Here is an 18,540-nt window from a genome sequence, read left to right as displayed (position 1 = left end):
CAATTAAGGTGGATGCATGAAAGCTGCCACGAACTGGATGCCGCTGGTAGCGGCTATTGCCCTGGCAATGGCTGGTTGTTCCAGTGGCGGTTACTACGATGACCGCAGTGAGGCCTACACGCAGGCCAAGAGCGCCGAGCCGTTGATGCTGCCGGCCGGTAGCGAGCTCTACGAGGCCCGCGAAGCGATGCCGGTGCCCAAGGCCAACCGGCCCTATCGCAACATCGATGACGAATTTACGGCGCCCAGGCCCCAGCCGACGGTCGCGGTGCGTGACTATGTCGAGCGTCGCAGTATGGACGACGCCCGCTGGCTCGCGGTCAATGACCCGCCGGAGGTCGTCTGGCCACATGTCGTCGAGTTCGGTGAGCGCCAACGCCTGACCGTCACCGAGCGTGACGATCAGGCGCGACGCCTGACAACGCCCGATGGCATGATCGCCGTTCGTGACGGCCTGGGTGACACCAGTCAGGTGCGCTGCGAACGCAATAACCGTGCGCTCGACGGTTGTCTAGACGCACTGGCCAACTACCTTGGCGCCCGTGGTCAGTCCGCCATGGCTTCCAACCTCGCCAGTCGTGAGGGGGCCGGAGCATCGCCGGTGCGTCTCGTCGGTGACGAAGGAGCGCGTGCGCTGCTGATCGAAGCCGACCCCGATCAGGTGTGGGCGGAGCTGAGTCATCTGCTCGAGCGTGACTTCGATCAACCGGAGCAGCAGTTAGTGAGCCAGGATGCCGCCGCGGGTGACTTCCAGGTTGCCTATCTTCCCCTGGCCGAGCGTCATGCGGGCATTATCGGTGGGCTCTTTAGCGACCAGACGCCACGCCCTGCGCGGCTCAAGGTGGTGCCAGCCGCCGAGGGTCAGACGCGTCTGACCGTGGCTGCCGCTGGTGAGCCGGCGCTTGATGATGACGGCGTGCGTGACCTGCTGGGCCGGCTGGCCTCGCTGTTGCGCTGATGCCGCCAGCGGCACGCGCCCTGCACTTTGCGTCGCTGGGCAGCGGCAGTAAGGGTAATGCCACCCTGGTCAGCGACGGCGAGACCCATCTGCTCATCGATTGCGGCTTCGGCCTGCGTGAGACCGAGCGGCGGCTCGCCGGTCTGGGTCTCCACCCCAGGCAACTCGCCGCCGTGCTGGTGACGCACGAGCATGGCGATCATATTGGTGGGGTGGGGGCGCTGGCGCGGCGCCATGCACTGCCGGTCTATCTGACCCCGGGTACCTGGCTATCCGGTCGCCTCAAGCAGGTGCCCCGCCACGAGTGGATTACGCCACAGGCGATGTTTGCCATTGGCGGCCTTGAGATCATGCCGGTGACTGTGCCCCATGACGCCAGGGAACCGGTACAATTTCACGTGAGTGCACATGGTCGGCGGCTAGGTGTCGTGACCGATCTAGGCCATCCCAGCGCCCATGTGGTTCAGGCGTTCGCCGGCTGCGATGCCCTGATCCTTGAGTGCAACCACGACCGGCAACTGCTGGCGGACGGGCCCTATCCGCCGCGTCTCAAGCGTCGTGTCGGCGGCGACTGGGGACACCTGGCCAATCCGCAGGCGGCGACGCTGCTGGCGGGGGTCGGGCTCGACAGGCTGCAGCGCATCGTCTGCTCGCACCTGTCGGAACATAACAACCGCCCCGAGCTCGCCCTGGAGGCCCTGGTGCCGCTGCTCGATGGCGATGAATCACGGCTGGTGGTCGCCGCCCAGGATCAGGGCCTGGATTGGCAGACCCTCCGTTAGCACTCGTTCTGAAGTACCCGTTTCAGCACCTATCCGTTACCTCCCGATTCGGAGACCCCCATGGAAAAGCGTCAAGAGCTCTATGCCGGCAAGGCCAAGTCGGTCTACCACACTGACGACCCGGATCGCTTGATCCTCGAATTCCGCGACGACACCAGCGCCTTCGACGGTGAGCGGATGGAAGCCCTGGCGCGCAAGGGCATGGTCAACAACAAGTTCAATGCCTTCATCATGGGCAAGCTTCAGGAAGCCGGCATCCCGACGCACTTCGACGGCCTGCTTTCGGACACCGAATGTGTGGTCAAGAAGCTCGACATGCTCCCCGTGGAGTGCGTGGTGCGCAACATTGCCGCCGGTAGCCTGTGCAAGCGCCTGGGTGTCGAGGAAGGTCAGGCGCTGACGCCCTCGACCTTCGAGCTGTTTCTGAAGAACGACGCCCAGCATGACCCGATGATCAACGAGTCGCTGGCCGAGACCTTTGGCTGGGCCACACCCGAGCAGCTTAAGGAAATGAAGGCGCTGACCTACAAGGTCAACGACGTCTTGAAGGCATTGTTCGAGGCGGGTGGCATGCTGCTGGTCGACTACAAGCTCGAGTTCGGCGTCTTCAAGGGCCAGATCGTGCTCGGCGACGAGTTCTCGCCGGACGGCTGCCGCCTATGGGATGCCAAGACCCGCGAGAAGCTCGACAAGGATCGCTTCCGTCAGGGCCTGGGTGGCGTGATCGAGGCCTATGAGGAAGTGGGTCGTCGTATCGGTATCAGCTTCGACTGAGGACGGCCAGCGCGCCATGCCGAACGAAGGGCCTTGCGGGGCCCTTCGTCGTTTCTTTCGCCATGCCGGGATGTCATCGTGGCTTGGGCCCGAGGGGCTGTCCATCGGCAGGTCTACGAGGGGCGCTGTGAACCCTTCCCTGGGCGCTACCGATTCCATCCCTGGAATCGAACCCCTCTACGACCTGCCCCTGGCGCCCCTCCCGGTATCCGATGTTTACACCGCCACGATCTCGACGACCTCCAGGCGCGTCTCGCCTGCCTCATTGACCAGGGCGCGAAAGCGCACGTCGACGTCGCGCAGCCTTACCCCGTAGACACGCGTCTCGGCTCCCTTGCGATAGGCGGGGCGCGGGTCCTGAGCCAGCACCTGACGGATCAGGGCGCGCAGGGAGGCGGCATCTTCTCGCTGGGCCAGGGTCGTCTCGGCCTCGGCGGCAAAGTCGACCGCACACTGGGGTGGGGCATCCGGCGCGAAGCCGGCGCTGGCCTCGGGGCGTGCCTCCGCCCAGGGCAGGTAGGGCTTGATGTCGAGCACCGGGGTGCCGTCCAGCAGGTCATGGCTGGCCAGTTCCAGGGCCACGCCGCCTTGCGAGGTATCGATGCCCTTGAGCTCGACGAGCGATAGCCCTAGACGGTTGGGACGATGGGTGCTGCGGCTGGCGAAGACGCCGACCTTGGCGTTGCCGCCAAGTCTTGGTGGGCGTACCAGCGGCGTCCAACGCTCGGGACTATGGTGAAAGACAAAGGTCAGCCAGAGGTAGCTGAAGGCCTCGAGGCCTCGCACCGTCAACGGATCGTCATAGGGTGGCAGCAGCACCAGGCGCCCGCGAGCAGCAGGGGCGAGTCCCGGTTGGCGGGGAATGCCGAACTTGTCCGGGTAGTCGCTCTCGATGCGCCCGATGGGCGTGAGGGCGAAGGCGTCGGCGGTGGAGTCGAGGGGAGCAGTCATGGGCGTCATTATGCCGTGCCTGCCCGGGTAGCGCACGGGGCACCAAGGGGCATCACCAGCAGGATTGGCGGCGGGGCGAGGCTTCGGTAGTCTGGCGGCATATTCAGGGGAGATAGCGCGGTGATTGATCTCGAGCAGCTGGCGCTTGCCCAGCAGACCATCGTTGATGCTGGCGATGTGCTATACCGAGCCGGTCAGGTACCGGCCACCGGCGGCAACTTTTCGCTGCGTCTGGACGGCGCGCATATGGCGGTGACGGCTTCGGGCCGCCACAAGGGGCGACTGACCCCGGCCGATGTCATGGTCACCGATTTTGACGTCACGCCGGTGGGCAGTCCACAGAAGCCCTCCGATGAGGCACGCCTGCACGGTCAGCTCTACCAGGACTACCCCGAGGCCGGGGCGGTGCTGCATACCCATTCCCGGGCGGCCACCGTGTTGTCGCGTCTGATCGAGGGTGACACCCTGAAGTTAGAAGGCTACGAGCTGCAGAAGGCCATCGAGGGGGTGACGCGCCACGATACGCTGCTCGAGGTGCCGATCGTCGATAACAGTCAGGATATCGATGCACTTGCCGAGGTGGTGCGGGGGCGGCTGCAAGGCCTGGATACCCGCGCCTACCTGATCCGTGGCCACGGCCTCTATACGTGGGCTCGTGATATGGCCGGATGCCTACGCCAGGTCGAGGCGCTAGACTTTCTTTTCGACTGTGAACTAATGATGCGCCGCACCCGCTGAGCGGGACGGTCCGTGATGCGGCCCGCTGCGGCCCGTCATCACCTTGCCTGATGGAGCACTGCCATGAGCTTTCTCAACGTCTACCACGATCACGACCCGGAGCAGCCGTTGCTCCAGACCCACGACGGCGAGCGTATCGCGTCTGAGCTGGCGGCTCACGGTATACGCTTCGAGCGCTGGCCCACCAAGGCTGACCTGGCCCCCGATGCCGATCCCAAGGTAGTGCTCAACGCGTATGATGAAGAGGTAGAGCGCCTCAAGGCCGAGGACGGCTTCGCCACCGCCGATGTGATCGGCCTGACCCCGGATCACCCGGATAAGGACGCACTGCGCGCCAAGTTCCTCGATGAGCATCGTCATAGCGAAGACGAGGTGCGCTTCTTCGTGCGTGGTGAAGGCGTCTTCTACCTGCATCTTGAATCGCGCGTCTATGCGGTCGGTTGTTGCCAGGATGATCTGATCTCGGTACCGGCGGGTACACCTCACTGGTTCGATATGGGGCCTGAGCCTCACTTCACGGCTATTCGTCTGTTCACCAATCCCGAGGGTTGGGTAGCCGACTTCACCGGCGAGTCTATCGCCTCGCGCTTCCCGCGCTTCGAAGCCTTGCCGACCGGCCGGGGAGACGCGGCATGATTCGCGCCATCGTCACCGACATCGAGGGTACCACCGGCTCGATCGCCTTCGTCCATGAGGTGCTCTTCCCCTATGCCCGCCGGCATCTCGGTGATTTCCTGCGTCGTCACCACGAGGAGGCTTCGGTCGCGGCCCAGCTCGATGCGACCCGCGAGGCCGCCGGCGAGCCCGCGGCGGGCCTGGAGCGGCTGATCGCGATCCTCGAAGGCTGGATCCAGGAGGATCTCAAGGCCACGCCGCTCAAGGCGCTGCAGGGCATGATCTGGGAGGCGGGCTATAAAGCGGGTGACTTTACCGGTCACGTCTACCCTGATGCCGCCGAGGCGTTGGCGCGCTGGCAGGCCGAGGGGTATGCGCTCTTCGTGTATTCCTCGGGCTCGGTACAGGCTCAGCGGCTATTGTTTGGCCATAGTGATGTGGGGGATCTCACGCCGCTGTTTTCGGGCTACTTCGATACCACTACCGGACCCAAGCGCGAGGTCGAAAGCTATGCACGGATCGCCGCGGCGATTGGCATGGCACCCGGGGAGATCCTCTTCCTCTCGGATGTGGTCGCCGAACTCGATGCGGCCAGTGGGGCAGGGCTTGTCACCTGCCAGCTGGTGCGTGAGCCTGGAATGACGACCGGCGAGCACCCGGTGGCAGAGCGTTTCGACGAGGTGGTGCCGGAGGGAGAAAGTGCTGGCGAACGTGCTGGCGTGGTGAGGCGCGACAATGATCATTCAGGCGCGAGGAACGACAGGTCAGGAGGAACTGATGTCCGCCATTGAGCGCTATTCTGATGGCAATCGTCCTACTGGCAAAGCGACGGATAGCCATCCGCGTGCCGGTAAGGCGCGCATCGTCTATCGCGATGCGATACCGGATGACGGTGCCGACCAGGCAGAGGTCTTCCATCACGCGGTGATGCAGGGGGCTGCCGAACACTATAGTGTCGAACAACGACGCGCCTGGGCATCCGTTCTGCCTCGTGAGGGGAGCGCCTGGTCAGCACGTCAGCTGCTGCATAAGACCATTGTGGCGGCCTGTGATGGTCGCTGTGTCGGGTTTCTGGAAATCGGGCCAAGCGGCGATGGCGCGGGGCATATCGAGACGCTTTATGTCTGGCCATCCCTGGCTCGCCGAGGCATCGGCAGTACCCTGTTGCTGCATGCGCAGCGGGTGTTTCTGGAGCAGGGGCTGTCGCGGATGCGGATTGGGGCAAGCCTGATGCTCGCCCCGCGCCTCCTCCAGCGAGGCTGGCAGCAGGAAGGCGAAGAGTGCGTGGAGCGCGGTGGCGAGAAGCTGCAGAGAATCTGCCTGGTCAAGCGGCTGGACCTGGTCGAAACCTGAGTGGCAGGACGCCTGGGTTTTACCCCCGACTGGTGCCGTCGCGTTGTGCGACCTATCGTCGAACACGGAAATCGGACGTGAGCGTCGAGCCGGGCCGCCGGCCACTGTCAGCGGGTCTGGCTCGACGCTTGATTAGCGCACGGCTTAGCGGGTCTCAGTAACCAAGATGCGCATCGACAGGTCAATGGACTGGACGTCCTTGGTCAGGGCGCCGCTGGAGATGCAGTCGACCCCCGTCTCGGCAATGGCGCGCAGGGTCACATCGCTGACGTTGCCAGAGGCCTCTAGCGTGGCGCGGCCGCTGCCCCGGCGTACGGCCTCGCGCAATTCTTCCAGCGAGAAGTTGTCGAGCATGACCACGTCGGCGGCGGCTGCCAGTGCCAGGTCGAGTTCCTCAAAGGTTTCGACTTCTACTTCGACTGGCAGGTCTTTTGCGATGTCGCGGGCTTCCTTGACGGCCGCTTCGATCCCGCCGCAGGCGGCGATATGATTTTCCTTGATCAGGAAGGCGTCATAGAGACCGACCCGGTGATTGTGGCCACCGCCGCAGGTCACCGCGTACTTCTGGGCGAGGCGCAGGCCGGGCAGGGTCTTGCGGGTGTCCAGCAGGCGCACCCCGGTGTCCTCGATCAGGTCGACATAGGCGCGGGTACGTGTTGCCGTGCCAGAGAGCGTCTGCAAGAGATTCAGCGCAGCGCGCTCGCCGGTCAGCAGGCTGCGTGCCGGGCCCTCGAGCTCAAGCAGGGTGTCGCCGGCGGCCAATCGGTCGCCATCGGCATGCTGCCAGTTGAGCGATACCCGAGGGTCCAGGCGGCGGAACAGCTCATCGACGAAGGCGACGCCACACAGTACGGCGGCCTCGCGAGTGATCACTCGGGCGGTGGCCCACTGACGCTCTGGAATCAGCTGAGCGGTGATGTCGCCTGGGCCGACGTCCTCGGCTAGTAAGCGCGCAGCGCTGGTGCGGATCTCTTCGGCGAGGGCTTCGTGATAATGCATGGCGGCCTGGGCTCCCTGGCGTGGGCAGCACCGGCGCTGGGCAGCGGTGCCTGTAGGATGTATCAATGCGACGATCTTCTATTATAGGGAATCGACGCCTGGCGCGTCACATCGCAGGCGTCCTTGATCCACGACGGTGACAGGCTTCATTGCCCTGCGTCGCTGACGGCTGAGTCCAGGACAATGTAGCGAGACAACTTATGGGGAATATGGCATGAGTATCGAGCAAGGGTGCTGGGCGCAAGCGCGTCAGGTGGCATCACCTAACGTCAATGACCGCCCCGACGGAGAAGTCTCGGCGCTGGTGCTGCATTCGATCAGCCTGCCGCCGGGCGTTTTTTCCGGCGATGCCATCGAGCAACTGTTCACCAATTGTCTCGACCCTTCAGCCCATCCCTACTTCGCGCAGGTTGCCGCACTTCGCGTCTCCGCGCATCTACTGATTCGTCGCGATGGTGAAGCCGTGCAATTCGCGTCCTTTGAGCAGCGCGCCTGGCACGCCGGTCGCTCCTGCTGGTTCGATGGCGCCGCTTGGCGTGGGCAACTCAATGACTTCACGATCGGTATCGAGCTCGAGGGCGATGAGCAGACCGCTTATCGCGACGCTCAGTACTTGACGCTTGCGGGCGTGGTCCGTGACCTTCTGGCGCATTACCCCTCGTTAACGCCCGAGCGCATCACAAGCCACGCCCGTATTGCGCCACTGCGCAAGACAGATCCGGGCCCCGCCTTTGATTGGGCCTATTTTCGTCAGTGTCTGGCGAAACTATCCACACCCCAAAATAGCTGAACGATGCATGCGGGCCCGACACAGTGTGAAAGTCGGTCAATTTGGTTGTAGTTTGGCTACAGAGGCGTGCTTTCGGCTAGGCTTGAGCAGCAGGTGCGCTAGGCCCTTGTGTTGCAATGCAATATTTTTTGGAAATGATTTCCATAATTGCCGGAATTGGCAGGGGCTGGTCTTTGCGGTATCTTCGTGGCCAGATTCCAGGCATTGCGAGTATCGCTGTGTAAGGACACTACATGCCATTATTCTGGAGACGTGATCCATAGAAGGTCACGCCCGCACTGAAGAGCGCCACACGCCCCTCCCTCCTCCCGGGTGAGGGCAGACCGACACAATATCTTCATTCGGAGAGACGTCTATGAGTCTGGAGGCAAGAGAAGATTTCGATCCGACCGAAACCAAGGAATGGATGGAGTCCTTGGCATCGGTCGTTGATCGGGAAGGCGAAGAGCGTGCTCAGTATCTATTGAGTCGTCTGGCTGATCGCCTGCGTCGCGATGGCCGTATTCCGCCGTTCTCTGTCAATACGCCCCACCGGAACACCATTCCGGTGCATCGTGAGGCGAAGATCCCCGGCGACATGTTCATCGAGCGCAAATTGCGCTCGGCGATTCGCTGGAATGCCATGGCGCAGGTGCTGCGGGCCAACAAGAAGCACAAGGGACTCGGGGGGCACATTGCCAGCTTCCAGTCGTGTGCGACGCTGTACGAAGTGGGCTTCAACCACTTCTTCCGCGCCGACGATGGCGAGCACAAAGGTGACCTGATCTATATCCAGGGTCACGTGACACCGGGTATCTATGCGCGTTCCTACATGGAAGGCCGGCTGACCGAAGAGCAGATGGATAGCTTCCGCCAGGAAGCCGAGGGGGGTGGTCTGCCGTCCTATCCTCACCCCTATCTGATGCCGGACTACTGGCAGTTCCCGACCGTCTCCATGGGTCTCGGACCGATCCAGGCGATCTATCAAGCTCACGTCATGAAGTACCTGGACTCTCGTGAACTGACCGATATGCGGGACCGTAAGGTCTGGGCATTCCTCGGCGACGGTGAGTGCGATGAGCCGGAATCACTGGGCGCCCTGCACCTCGCGAGCCGCGAGAACCTCGACAACCTGATCTTCGTGATCAACTGCAACCTGCAGCGTCTCGACGGTCCGGTGCGCGGCAACTCGCGGATCATGGATGAGCTCGAAGGCGTCTTCCGCGGTGCCGGCTGGAACGTCATCAAGGTGGTCTGGGGCGGTCAGTGGGATCCGCTGTTCGAGCGCGACAAGCATGACATGCTGCAAAAGCGCATGGACGAGGCAGTCGACGGCGAGTACCAGAACTACAAGGCCAACGGCGGCGCTTATACCCGCGAGCACTTCTTCGGCAAGTACGAAGAAACGGCCAAGCTGGTTGAGGACTATTCCGACGAAGACATCTTCCGTCTCAACCGGGGTGGTCACGATCCGCAGAAGGTCTACGCGGCCTATCATGAAGCGGTCAACAACGCCGACGGTCGTCCGACCGTGGTGCTTGCACATACCGTCAAGGGCTATGGCATGGGCGGCGGCAGCGGTGAAGCCGACATGGAAGCCCACCAGATCAAGTCCATGGAACACGAGGCGCTGAAGAAATTCCGCGATCGTTTCGGGGTGCCGATCACCGACAAGCAGCTCGAGAACGGCGAAGTTCCGTACTATCGTCCGGACGAAGATAGCCCGGAGATGAAATATCTGTTCCTGCAGCGCGAGAAACTGGGTGGCTTCCTGCCCAAGCGTCGCACGGAACACGAAACTCTCGAGATTCCGGGCCTCGACGACAAGATGTTCGCCTCGCAGACCAAGGGCTCGGGCGATCGCGAAGTGTCGACCACCATGTCGTTCGTGCGTGTGCTCAACGGCTTGGTCAAGCACAAGCAGCTGGGCTCTCGCGTGGTGCCGATCATCCCCGATGAGGCGCGCACCTTCGGTATGGAAGGCATGTTCCGCCAGTTGGGGATCTACGCCTCCGGTGGCCAGAAGTACGATCCGGTCGATGCCGGCCAGATCATGTACTACCGCGAGGACAAGAAAGGGCAGATTCTCGAGGAAGGCATCACCGAGGCCGGCTCCATGGCGGCCTGGATCGCGGCGGCAACCGCCTACGCCAACCACGACATGACGCTGATTCCGTTCTACGTCTACTATTCGATGTTCGGCTATCAGCGTATCGGCGACCTGGTGTGGGCAGCCGGCGACCAGCAGGCGCGTGGCTTCATGATTGGGGGTACCGCCGGTCGAACCACCATCAACGGTGAAGGGCTGCAGCACCAGGATGGTCACAGCCATATCCTGATGTCGACCGTGCCGAACTGCCGCTCTTACGACCCCTGCTATGGCCACGAAGTCGCGGTTATCCTGCAGGACGGCATGAAGCGGATGTATCAGGATCGTGAAAGCTGCTTCTACTACATCACGGTGATGAACGAGAACTACACTCATCCCGAGATGGTGGAAGGCAGTGAAGAAGGCATCGTGCGCGGCATGTATCGTCTGCAGGAAGGCAAGGCCAGTAGCAAGAAGGCGCCACGTGTTCAGCTGATGGGCAGTGGCACCATCCTGCGCGAAGTCGAGGCCGCCGCCGAGATGCTGGCTGACGAGCATGGCGTCGTCGCCGATGTCTGGAGCGTGACCAGCTTCAACGAACTGCGTCGCGAAGCGCTCGACTATGATCGCAACCAGTTCCTCGAGCCGGACGACAAGCGCGAGAAGCCGTGGATCACTCAGCAGCTCGACGGCTGTGAGGGTCCGGTCATCGCCTCGACCGACTACATGAAGCTCTACGCTGACCAGGTTCGTGCCTGGGTGCCCACTGACTTCCATGTCCTGGGTACTGACGGCTATGGTCGCTCCGACACGCGAGAGCAGCTGCGTCGCTTCTTCGAAGTGGACCGCTATTACGTCACCGTGGCCGCGCTGCGAGCGCTGTCCGAACGTGGTGAGATCGACCGCAAGGTCGTTGCTGATGCCATGAAGAAGTATGGCATCGATCCGACAAAGCCGAATCCGTTGGATTCCTGAAGCGCCCGTAAGGGGTTGATAAGGCGGCGGGCGAGTGACAAAGGCACGGCAATCATGCCGCGTCAGCCCGCCCTCCCTGACCCATTTTGCGCCTGCAGCGAGCATGATTAGGAAAGGAGCGCGACCTTGAGTAGCGAAATCATCAAAGTTCCCGATATCGGTGGCAGCACCGATGTCGAAATCATCGAGATCGCGGTGTCGGTAGGCGATGTGATCGCCGCCGAAGACACCATGATTACTCTCGAGTCCGATAAGGCCAGCATGGATGTCCCGGCGCCCAAGGGCGGCAAGGTCGTCAAGCTGCTGGTCAAGGAAGGCGATACCGTCTCCGAAGGCGACGACATTCTCGAACTCGAAGCCGAAGGCGGCGGCGAGGACGAAAAGACAGCCTCCAAGGACGAAGACGAGAAGCCGGCGTCCTCGGCTAGCAAGGACACTGCTGCACCCAAGAGCGATGACAAGCCGGCCAAGAAAGCCTCGGGCGGCAAACGCACTGTCGAGATCAAGGTGCCGGACATCGGTGGCAGCGAGGATGTACCGATCATCGAGCTGGCCGTCGCCGAGGGCGATGAGGTCAACGCAGAAGATGCGCTGATCACGCTTGAGTCCGACAAGGCCTCGATGGACGTGCCGAGCCCGCATAGCGGCAAGCTCGTCTCGCTTGCGGTCAAGGAAGGCGACACCGTCTCCGAAGGCGATCTGATCGGCACCATGGAAATCGCCGGTGAAGAGGGCGAGGATGACGGCGAGTCCGAGTCGGCATCCGAACCGGCTGCCGATGACAGCAGCGACAACGCGGCTGAGCAGAGCGCGGATGACGACTCACAGGATGCCGGTGAAGGCGAACCGCAGCGTAAGGAGATTCGCGTTCCCGATATCGGCGGTAGCGAGGACGTGCCGATCATCGAGGTCGCGGTGGCCGAAGGCGACGAGATCAACGAAGAAGATGCGTTGATCACGCTCGAGTCCGACAAGGCGTCGATGGACGTGCCGAGCCCCTACAAGGGCAAGCTGGTCGAGCTCGCGGTGAAGGAAGGCGATACCGTCTCCGAGGGTGACTTGATCGGCTATGTCGAGGTGGCCGGTGCGAAACCCGCTCCCAAAAAGGCGGCGTCGAAGCAGGAGTCTTCCGCAGCGAAGCAAGAGACGCCAGCGCCCAAGAAGCCGGAATCCTCAGCCTCCAAGGGAGACTCTTCGGCGCCTAAGCAGGATGCCGAGCCCAGCTCACAGCCGAGCGATGGCAAGCGCGTGCATGCCGGTCCCGCGGTGCGCATGCTGGCCCGTGAAATGGGGGTCGATCTGTCGCGGGTCAAGGCGAGCGGTCCCAAGGGCCGGGTGCTGAAGGAAGACGTGCACGGCTACGTCAAGCAGGTGATGGCCCAGTCTCAGGGCAAGGCGGCACCCGCTTCAGCACCAGCCGCCGCCGGCGGCTCCGGCATTCCGCCGATCCCGGATCAGGACTTCAGCCAGTTCGGCGAGATCGAAGAGAAGCCGATGGGTCGCCTGATGAAGATGGGCGCCACCAACCTGCATCGCAGCTGGGTCAACATCCCGCATGTCACCCAGTTCGACGAGGCCGACATCACCGAGCTCGAGGCCTTCCGCAAGTCGATGAAGGCCGAGGCCGAGGCGCAGGGTGCCAAGCTCACGCCGCTGCCGTTCCTGATCAAGGCCTGCGCCGTGGCGCTGCAGAAGTACCCGCAGTTCAACGTCAGCCTGAAGAGCGACGGCGAGACCGTGGTGCACAAGAAATACGTGCACATCGGCATCGCCGTGGATACGCCGGACGGCCTGATGGTGCCGGTGATCCGCAACGCCGACCAGAAGTCGCTGATCGACCTGGCCAAGGAATCGGTAGAACTGGCCAAGAAGGCGCAGACCAAGAAGCTCAAGCGCGATGAGATGACGGGTGGCTGTTTCACCATCTCGAGCCTGGGTTCCATCGGCGGCACCGCCTTCACGCCGATCGTCAACCCGCCGGAGGTCGCCATCCTCGGCGTCTCCAAGGCGTCGATGAAGCCGGTGTGGGACGGCGCGGCCTTCCAGCCGCGGCTGACCATGCCGCTGTCGCTATCCTTCGACCACCGGGCAGTCAACGGGGCCGATGGGGCCCGCTTCACGGCCTTCCTCGGCCAGATGCTGACGGATATCCGTCGCCTGTTGCTGTGATCTGTCCGGCATGACCCGCCGGCCCTTGGGCCGGCCATCGAAACGGCGCCTCTGGGCGCCGTTTTTTTGCTTTTTTGGGCCTTTCGCTGCGGATGTCAGGCCTCGTTTCAAGAGATGGGAACGAGAAAAGAAGCGAAGCAGACCAAAGTTCTATTGGGATATTCCCCCCGAACCGGTGAGGATGATTCCCTTAAGCAGCGTACGGCCTTGGTCGGGCGTCGCTTGTTTCACAAGCGTGGCCCCGGTATTGTCTGCGGTCATCATATTTTTCCGTCATCCTCTCTTACTCAAGTCATTCAAGGAGCCATTCTGATGCGTTTGATCCTGTTGGGCGCCCCCGGGGCCGGCAAGGGCACCCAGGCCCAGTTCATCTGCGAGCGCTTCGGCATTCCGCAGATTTCTACCGGCGACATGTTGCGCGCCGCCGTCAAGGAAGGCAGCGAGCTGGGCGTCAAGGTCAAGGAAATCATGACCACCGGTGGTCTGGTGTCCGACGACATCATCATCGCCCTGGTCAAGGAGCGCATCAGCCAGCCCGACTGCGCCAATGGCTTCCTGTTCGACGGCTTCCCGCGCACCCTGCCGCAGGCGGATGCCATGAAGGACGCCGGCGTCAAGATCGATCATGTGCTTGAGATCGCCGTCGATGACGAGGAAATCGTCAAGCGTCTGGCCGGGCGTCGTGTGCATCAGGGCTCTGGCCGTGTCTATCATGTCGAATACAACCCGCCCAAGGAGATCGGCAAGGACGACGTCACCGGCGAAGCGCTGATCCAGCGCGAGGACGATCAGGAGTCCACCGTGCGCAACCGTCTGTCGGTCTATCACGACCAGACCGCGCCGCTGGTCGACTACTACCAGCAGTGGGCGAAGGAAGACCCCGACACCGCGCCGGTCTATCACCGCGTCGAGGGTGTGGGCAGTGTCGATGACATCACCCGTCAGGTGATCGATGCGCTTGAAGGCTGAACGCCTTTCGCTCCATCCCCCGAGGGCTCGCCATGGCGGGCCCTCGGTGGTTTAGGCGCCGCCACACAGATGCCATTGCCATTCATTTTTGGCATTTGGCGTGTCTGGCCTCTCATCTGGCTTTCCCCGCGCGACTTCCGTCCCTGCGCAGTCCTCTTTTTCGCACCATTCCCCGCACCCTAGGCCGCGGCGTATAATGCGTACCACATCTCCTGACGTCGATACCGCTATGCCGACCCTGCTGGCCCTGGATGCCTCCTCGAGCGCCTGTTCCGCTGCCCTGCTTATTCGCCGCGACGGCCATGACGATCAATTACTGACCCGCTTCATGCTGGCACCCCGCGAACACACGCGGCGGCTGATGCCGATGATCGACGAACTCCTCGATGAGGCTGGCCTGACACTCGCGGACCTGGACGCCCTGGCCTATGGCCAGGGCCCGGGGTCGTTTACCGGCCTGCGCATCGCCGCGGGCGTTGCCCAGGGGTTGGCCTTCGGCCTCGAGGTTCCGCTGATCGGCGTTTCGACCCTCGAGGCGCTGGCGCTGGCGGGGCATCGTCGCCACCATCTCCGCCACGTGTTGCCGGTGATCGATGCCCGTATGGGCGAGCTTTATACCGCCGCCTACCGCTGCCATGACGGCCAGCTGACCCGACTTGCCGAGGAAGGACTGCTATCGCCCGAGCGGTTGAGCCTGCCGGCCGGGCATGAAGAAGCCGACTGGGTCGGCGTGGGCTCTGGCTGGGAGCAGTGGGAATCGCTGCCGGTAACGGTTCAGGCTGGCGTCAGTCAGCATTTGCCCGACATGCAGCCAGCGGCCGAGGACATGGTGCTGCTGGCGGCCGAGAGCCTGGCAGAAGGCGGCGGCGTGGCGCCACACCTCGCTCAGCCGGTCTACCTGCGTGATCAGGTGGCCTGGCAGAAGAGTCGATGAGCGACGCGCAGGACACTGAAGTGGCCCTAGCAGGCCAGGAGAGACAGCCAGGCGACGATGAACCGCCGGTGGTTGTCTGTGGCGAGGGCCTTGAGAGCCTTGCCACCCGTCTTGGCCTGCCGCGGGTGGATGCCCCTGGGCCGCGTCTCACGCTGATGGAAACCGAGGGCCGACTGGTGCTTGGCGGCGATGAGCGGCGCTATGGCAAGCCGTTGGCCGCTGATTTCGTGGCCGGCAAGGCGGCTCATCGCCGTCGCTTCGGCGGAGGGCGTGGCCAGCTGATTGCCAAGGCCTGTGGCCTGGGAGCGGGGAAGGGCGGAGCCTCTCCACGCATCGTCGATGCGACCGCAGGACTCGGTCGCGACGCCTTCGTGCTGGCGAGCCTGGGCGCCGAGGTGTTGATGATCGAAAGAGTGCCGGCGATCTATGCGCTGCTCGAGGATGCCCTGGTGCGCGCCCAGCATGACGCTGAGACGGCATCGATTGTAACGCGACTCATGCTGGCGCATGCCGATGCCAGCCGGTGCCTTGCCAAGGCCATTGATGACACTGGCCACTCCCCTCAGGTGATTCATCTGGACCCCATGTTTCCCCACCGCGACAAGTCGGCACTGGTGAAGAAGGAGATGCGGCTCTTCCGTGAGCTTGCCGGCGATGATGAGGATGCGCCGCGGCTGCTTGAAGCGGCTCTGGATGTCGCCAGCCATCGGGTGGTGGTCAAGCGCCCGCGCAAGGCGCCGCCCATTGAAGGCCCAGCGCCGCACCACGTTATCGAGGGCAAGACCAGCCGCTATGACCTGTACGTGCATCGCTCCTTGCGCGATCTCTAGCCTCGGCTTTGCCGGCTAGCTGGCGTCTGCCGCTCCCCCCGTCTTTTCAGTAGGCACCGCGAGCTGCTGCAGGCGGTGTCGCAAGGCCGGGTCGAAGAGGGTGTTAATCTGCTCGGCGGTCTCTGAAAGCGCTGCGCCGTAGCAGAGCCGCTCTGCTTCGTCCTGCCATATCCAGCCATCTGCCTCCAGGCTCCCGACGAGCCCCGAAAACAGTCGCCGATCGAAGAACTCCGGCGTGTCCAGACCTGACAGCAAGGCCAGCCGCTCGGCCAACAGACCGCTTTGCTCGGCGAGCTGTTCACGGGTCAGGCTGGCGCTTGGCAGGCGTAGCAGGCTTGCAAGCAGCAGATAGCCACGCTCCAGCGAGGGCTGTACCTGGCGGCCCAGCAGGTGCAGCTGTTCGTTGGCGGCAAGCCTGGCTGAGGGGCGCTGCCAGCGAGGGGCGCAAGTGTCGGCTTCATCCGGCTGTGTATCACGGACAAGCAGCCCCTTGTTGGCCAACTGATCAAGCGTGGCGCCGAGTGCGGCGGCCAGATCCTTCGGCGGCGTGATGTATAGCTCACGCACCAGCACCGGCCAGCCCGGTGCCAGCAGGGCATGCAGCTCCTCCAGGTTGAAGCTGGAGTTATTGCGAAAGGCGAAGGCCACCAGCCCTGCCAGGGCAAAATGGTGCAGCGCATTGTTGCGGTACCAGCTCAGCAGGCTCGCTTGTTCCGGGCTCGCCAGCACCAGCTTGCCTAGCGCCTGGTCACGCTGCTGGATGAATCCCAGCGCCTCAGCATGGTTGATCCACTCATCGGCAGTGCCGGCGGGAAGTGTGGCGCTATCTGCCCTCGCCACGTCGACCAGCAGGCTGAGCTGTTGTTCCAGCAGGTCGCGTTCGATGGCTTGGTGTGGGGTGGCCAGCAGCACCAGGGCGACCAGGTTGACGGCATTGAGGGGCACGGCAGCATTGATGCGTCGTGCCAGTTCCTCGCCGAGGCGTGGCACCGCAGACGCCTGCCAATGTTCGTCGCCCGGTTGACGCCATTCCGGGGTCTCGGCATCGAGGAAGGGCGTCAGCAACAGAGGCTTGCCGATGGTCACGCTGACCCGGCCGAAAGGCTGGCGCAGCCGGCCCATCACTCTGAACAGAGCGAGCGGCGACTCGCGTCGCTTGGCCTTGCCGGCAAGCTCCGCCCGATAGCTCTTGCTCTCCATGATGCGTTCATAGCCGATGGCCACTGGTATGAAGGCGAGTTTCCCGGAATGGCCGCGGGTGGTTACGCCTCGGGCATGAGAACGCAACGTCATGGCCAGCATGCCGGGGCGTGGGTCGAGCAGGCGGCCACTGCGCGAGCGTCCGCCTTCGATGAAGTACTCGAGTGGGTGGCCGCGGGACAGCAGTCGGTCCAGATACTCCTGAAATGCCGCTCGATAAAGGGAATTGCCCTTGAAACTGCGGCGCAGGAAGAAGGCGCCGCCGCGACGTAGCAGCGGTCCGATAACGGGCATGTCGAGGTTGCGGCCGGCGGCGATATGCGGCGGCATCAGTCCCTCATGGAAGAGCACGTAGGACAGCAGCAGGTAGTCGATATGGCTGCGGTGACAGGGCACATAGACCAGGGTGTGATCGCCGGCCAGGGCCTTGACTTCGTCGATGCCGTGAACATCGACACCGTCGTAGAGCCGCGTCCATAGGCGCTCGAGCAGCCCATCGAGCAGTCTCAGCACGGGGTAGGACATATTGGAGGCGATCTCGCGGCCATACCGCCGGGCGCGCCTCTCGACGCGCTCCGCTGCCAGGCCCTCGGCAGTGGCGGTCTCGTCGATGGCGTGTTGTACCGTCGGGCTTGCCACCACGCCGTCGATCAGGGTGCGCCGGTGAGAGAGATCCGGGCCCAGCACCCGAGTGCGCTGGCGCCTGAAGTGGACTCTCAAAAGCCTGGCCACCTTGCGGTTGGTGAGGGCGTCGGGCCGGGTATCCTGCAGCCCGCGTAACGACAGCGGCGCGCCGATGTGCACCTCAACGTTGCGGCCATGCACCAGTACCGCCAGGGCGCGCTTGAGGCGTCCCGTCAGTGCCCAGTCATCGGCTGTAAGCATCGACCAGAAGCCGAAGCGCTTGCCCGGCGCGCGTCCCCAGAAGACACTGACCGGCAGGAGCTCAAGGTCTTTTTCGGGGTGAGCCTCTAGCCACTCCAGATAGCCAATGAATGGGGCCGCGCTCTTGCGGCGCCGTCCCGGCAGAGCGACCCAGTGTTGCAGGGGCGGTCGCTGGTCAGGGAATGGCAGGTCGGGGGCAGGCAGTCCATGCCGCGCACACAGGGTCTCGAGCAGCAAGCGATCCGATAGTGCCGGATGTGGCAGTACATAGACTGTCCTCGCCGTCGAAGACAGCCCAAGCGAGGCGGGTTCGGGTTCCATCAGGCGGACATCGACCCAGGCCTTGATCAGCCCTCGTAGCAGGGCGCGAATCGGGCGGCGATGAAGACGGGATAGGGCAGAGGTCCAGGGCATTCCCTTACCTTATGGAATATTAGGGGTCTTAGTATAGCGCCCGTAACAGGGGCCTGTATGGGACTGGGATAACCGCAAGGGAGACAACCCTCCCGCTCCGGGGGGAAAGGCAACCTGGGCAAGCGAGTGGTGCAGG

At 63.3% G+C, this 18,540-nt stretch carries 16 protein-coding genes; 13 read left to right on the top strand and 3 right to left on the bottom strand.

Annotated elements, in window-relative coordinates:
• Nucleotides 1-16 precede the first annotated feature (16 nt).
• Genes ETC27_RS03995 through purC form a run of 3 tightly spaced genes read left to right on the top strand, consistent with a single transcriptional unit; the run spans nucleotide 17 to nucleotide 2,514 of the window.
• Nucleotides 17-958 (top strand): hypothetical protein, encoded by a 942-nt coding sequence (locus ETC27_RS03995; protein ID WP_136253651.1) that lies wholly within the window; start codon nucleotides 17-19, stop codon nucleotides 956-958.
• Nucleotides 958-1,740 carry an MBL fold metallo-hydrolase gene (locus tag ETC27_RS03990; RefSeq protein WP_136253650.1) on the top strand — a complete coding sequence of 261 codons (783 nt, stop codon included), beginning with the start codon at nucleotides 958-960 and terminating at the stop codon, nucleotides 1,738-1,740. The genes ETC27_RS03995 and ETC27_RS03990 overlap by 1 nt, the downstream gene beginning before the upstream one ends.
• A 60-nt stretch (nucleotides 1,741-1,800) precedes the next feature.
• A complete protein-coding gene (gene purC / locus ETC27_RS03985) occupies nucleotides 1,801-2,514 on the top strand; it encodes a phosphoribosylaminoimidazolesuccinocarboxamide synthase (RefSeq protein ID WP_136253649.1) in 714 nt (237 codons plus the stop codon).
• Nucleotides 2,515-2,730: 216 nt separating this feature from the next.
• Here purC and tsaA read toward each other — a convergent pair whose 3' ends face one another.
• Entirely contained in the window at nucleotides 2,731-3,474 is a 744-nt protein-coding gene (gene tsaA, locus ETC27_RS03980; RefSeq protein ID WP_240724783.1) for a tRNA (N6-threonylcarbamoyladenosine(37)-N6)-methyltransferase TrmO, read from the bottom strand.
• A 111-nt stretch (nucleotides 3,475-3,585) separates the two neighbouring features.
• On the opposite strand from tsaA, the gene ETC27_RS03975 reads away from it, so the two are divergent.
• From ETC27_RS03975 to ETC27_RS03960, 4 genes are all read left to right on the top strand, one after another.
• Nucleotides 3,586-4,203, top strand: a complete 618-nt coding sequence (locus tag ETC27_RS03975) for a methylthioribulose 1-phosphate dehydratase (protein WP_136253648.1) — start codon at nucleotides 3,586-3,588, stop codon at nucleotides 4,201-4,203.
• 63 nt (nucleotides 4,204-4,266) lie between these two features.
• Nucleotides 4,267-4,839 (top strand): 1,2-dihydroxy-3-keto-5-methylthiopentene dioxygenase, encoded by a 573-nt coding sequence (locus ETC27_RS03970; RefSeq protein ID WP_136253647.1) that lies wholly within the window; start codon nucleotides 4,267-4,269, stop codon nucleotides 4,837-4,839.
• A complete protein-coding gene (gene mtnC / locus ETC27_RS03965; protein WP_136253646.1) occupies nucleotides 4,836-5,609 on the top strand; it encodes an acireductone synthase in 774 nt (257 codons plus the stop codon). The genes ETC27_RS03970 and mtnC overlap by 4 nt, the downstream gene beginning before the upstream one ends.
• Nucleotides 5,596-6,171 carry a GNAT family N-acetyltransferase gene (locus tag ETC27_RS03960; protein ID WP_136253645.1) on the top strand — a complete coding sequence of 192 codons (576 nt, stop codon included), beginning with the start codon at nucleotides 5,596-5,598 and terminating at the stop codon, nucleotides 6,169-6,171. Before mtnC ends, ETC27_RS03960 begins: the two co-directional genes overlap by 14 nt.
• Before the next feature lie 144 nt (nucleotides 6,172-6,315).
• Here ETC27_RS03960 and nadC read toward each other — a convergent pair whose 3' ends face one another.
• The gene (nadC, locus tag ETC27_RS03955) at nucleotides 6,316-7,170 is read right to left on the bottom strand and encodes a carboxylating nicotinate-nucleotide diphosphorylase (protein WP_136253644.1); all 855 of its coding nucleotides are present in this window, start codon (nucleotides 7,168-7,170) and stop codon (nucleotides 6,316-6,318) included.
• Between the two features lie 214 nt (nucleotides 7,171-7,384).
• Between nadC and ampD the strand changes: the two genes are divergently transcribed.
• From ampD to ETC27_RS03925, 6 genes are all read left to right on the top strand, one after another.
• On the top strand, nucleotides 7,385-7,960 hold the full coding sequence (gene ampD, locus ETC27_RS03950) for a 1,6-anhydro-N-acetylmuramyl-L-alanine amidase AmpD (protein ID WP_136253643.1): 576 nt from the start codon (nucleotides 7,385-7,387) through the stop codon (nucleotides 7,958-7,960).
• Between the two features lie 355 nt (nucleotides 7,961-8,315).
• The gene (gene aceE, locus ETC27_RS03945; RefSeq protein WP_136253642.1) at nucleotides 8,316-11,003 is read left to right on the top strand and encodes a pyruvate dehydrogenase (acetyl-transferring), homodimeric type; all 2,688 of its coding nucleotides are present in this window, start codon (nucleotides 8,316-8,318) and stop codon (nucleotides 11,001-11,003) included.
• Nucleotides 11,004-11,129: 126 nt separating this feature from the next.
• The gene (gene aceF, locus ETC27_RS03940; RefSeq protein ID WP_136253641.1) at nucleotides 11,130-13,172 is read left to right on the top strand and encodes a pyruvate dehydrogenase complex dihydrolipoyllysine-residue acetyltransferase; all 2,043 of its coding nucleotides are present in this window, start codon (nucleotides 11,130-11,132) and stop codon (nucleotides 13,170-13,172) included.
• A 312-nt stretch (nucleotides 13,173-13,484) separates the two neighbouring features.
• Complete coding sequence (gene adk, locus ETC27_RS03935; RefSeq protein ID WP_136253640.1) at nucleotides 13,485-14,141, top strand: adenylate kinase; 657 nt, start codon at nucleotides 13,485-13,487, stop codon at nucleotides 14,139-14,141.
• A 229-nt stretch (nucleotides 14,142-14,370) separates the two neighbouring features.
• Nucleotides 14,371-15,075, top strand: coding sequence for a tRNA (adenosine(37)-N6)-threonylcarbamoyltransferase complex dimerization subunit type 1 TsaB (tsaB, locus tag ETC27_RS03930; RefSeq protein WP_136253765.1), 705 nt, complete (start codon nucleotides 14,371-14,373; stop codon nucleotides 15,073-15,075).
• Entirely contained in the window at nucleotides 15,072-15,905 is an 834-nt protein-coding gene (locus tag ETC27_RS03925) for a class I SAM-dependent methyltransferase (protein ID WP_136253639.1), read from the top strand. The genes tsaB and ETC27_RS03925 overlap by 4 nt, the downstream gene beginning before the upstream one ends.
• Nucleotides 15,906-15,920: 15 nt before the next feature.
• On the opposite strand, the gene plsB is transcribed toward ETC27_RS03925, so the two are convergent.
• The gene (gene plsB / locus ETC27_RS03920; protein WP_136253638.1) at nucleotides 15,921-18,404 is read right to left on the bottom strand and encodes a glycerol-3-phosphate 1-O-acyltransferase PlsB; all 2,484 of its coding nucleotides are present in this window, start codon (nucleotides 18,402-18,404) and stop codon (nucleotides 15,921-15,923) included.
• Nucleotides 18,405-18,540 lie beyond the last annotated feature (136 nt).

The sequence above is a fragment of the Onishia niordana genome (assembly GCF_004798965.1).
Classification (GTDB): Bacteria; Pseudomonadota; Gammaproteobacteria; order Pseudomonadales; family Halomonadaceae; genus Onishia; species Onishia niordana.
Note: the sequence above shows the minus strand (reverse complement) of the source record. Positions and strands in the feature narration are given on the sequence as shown.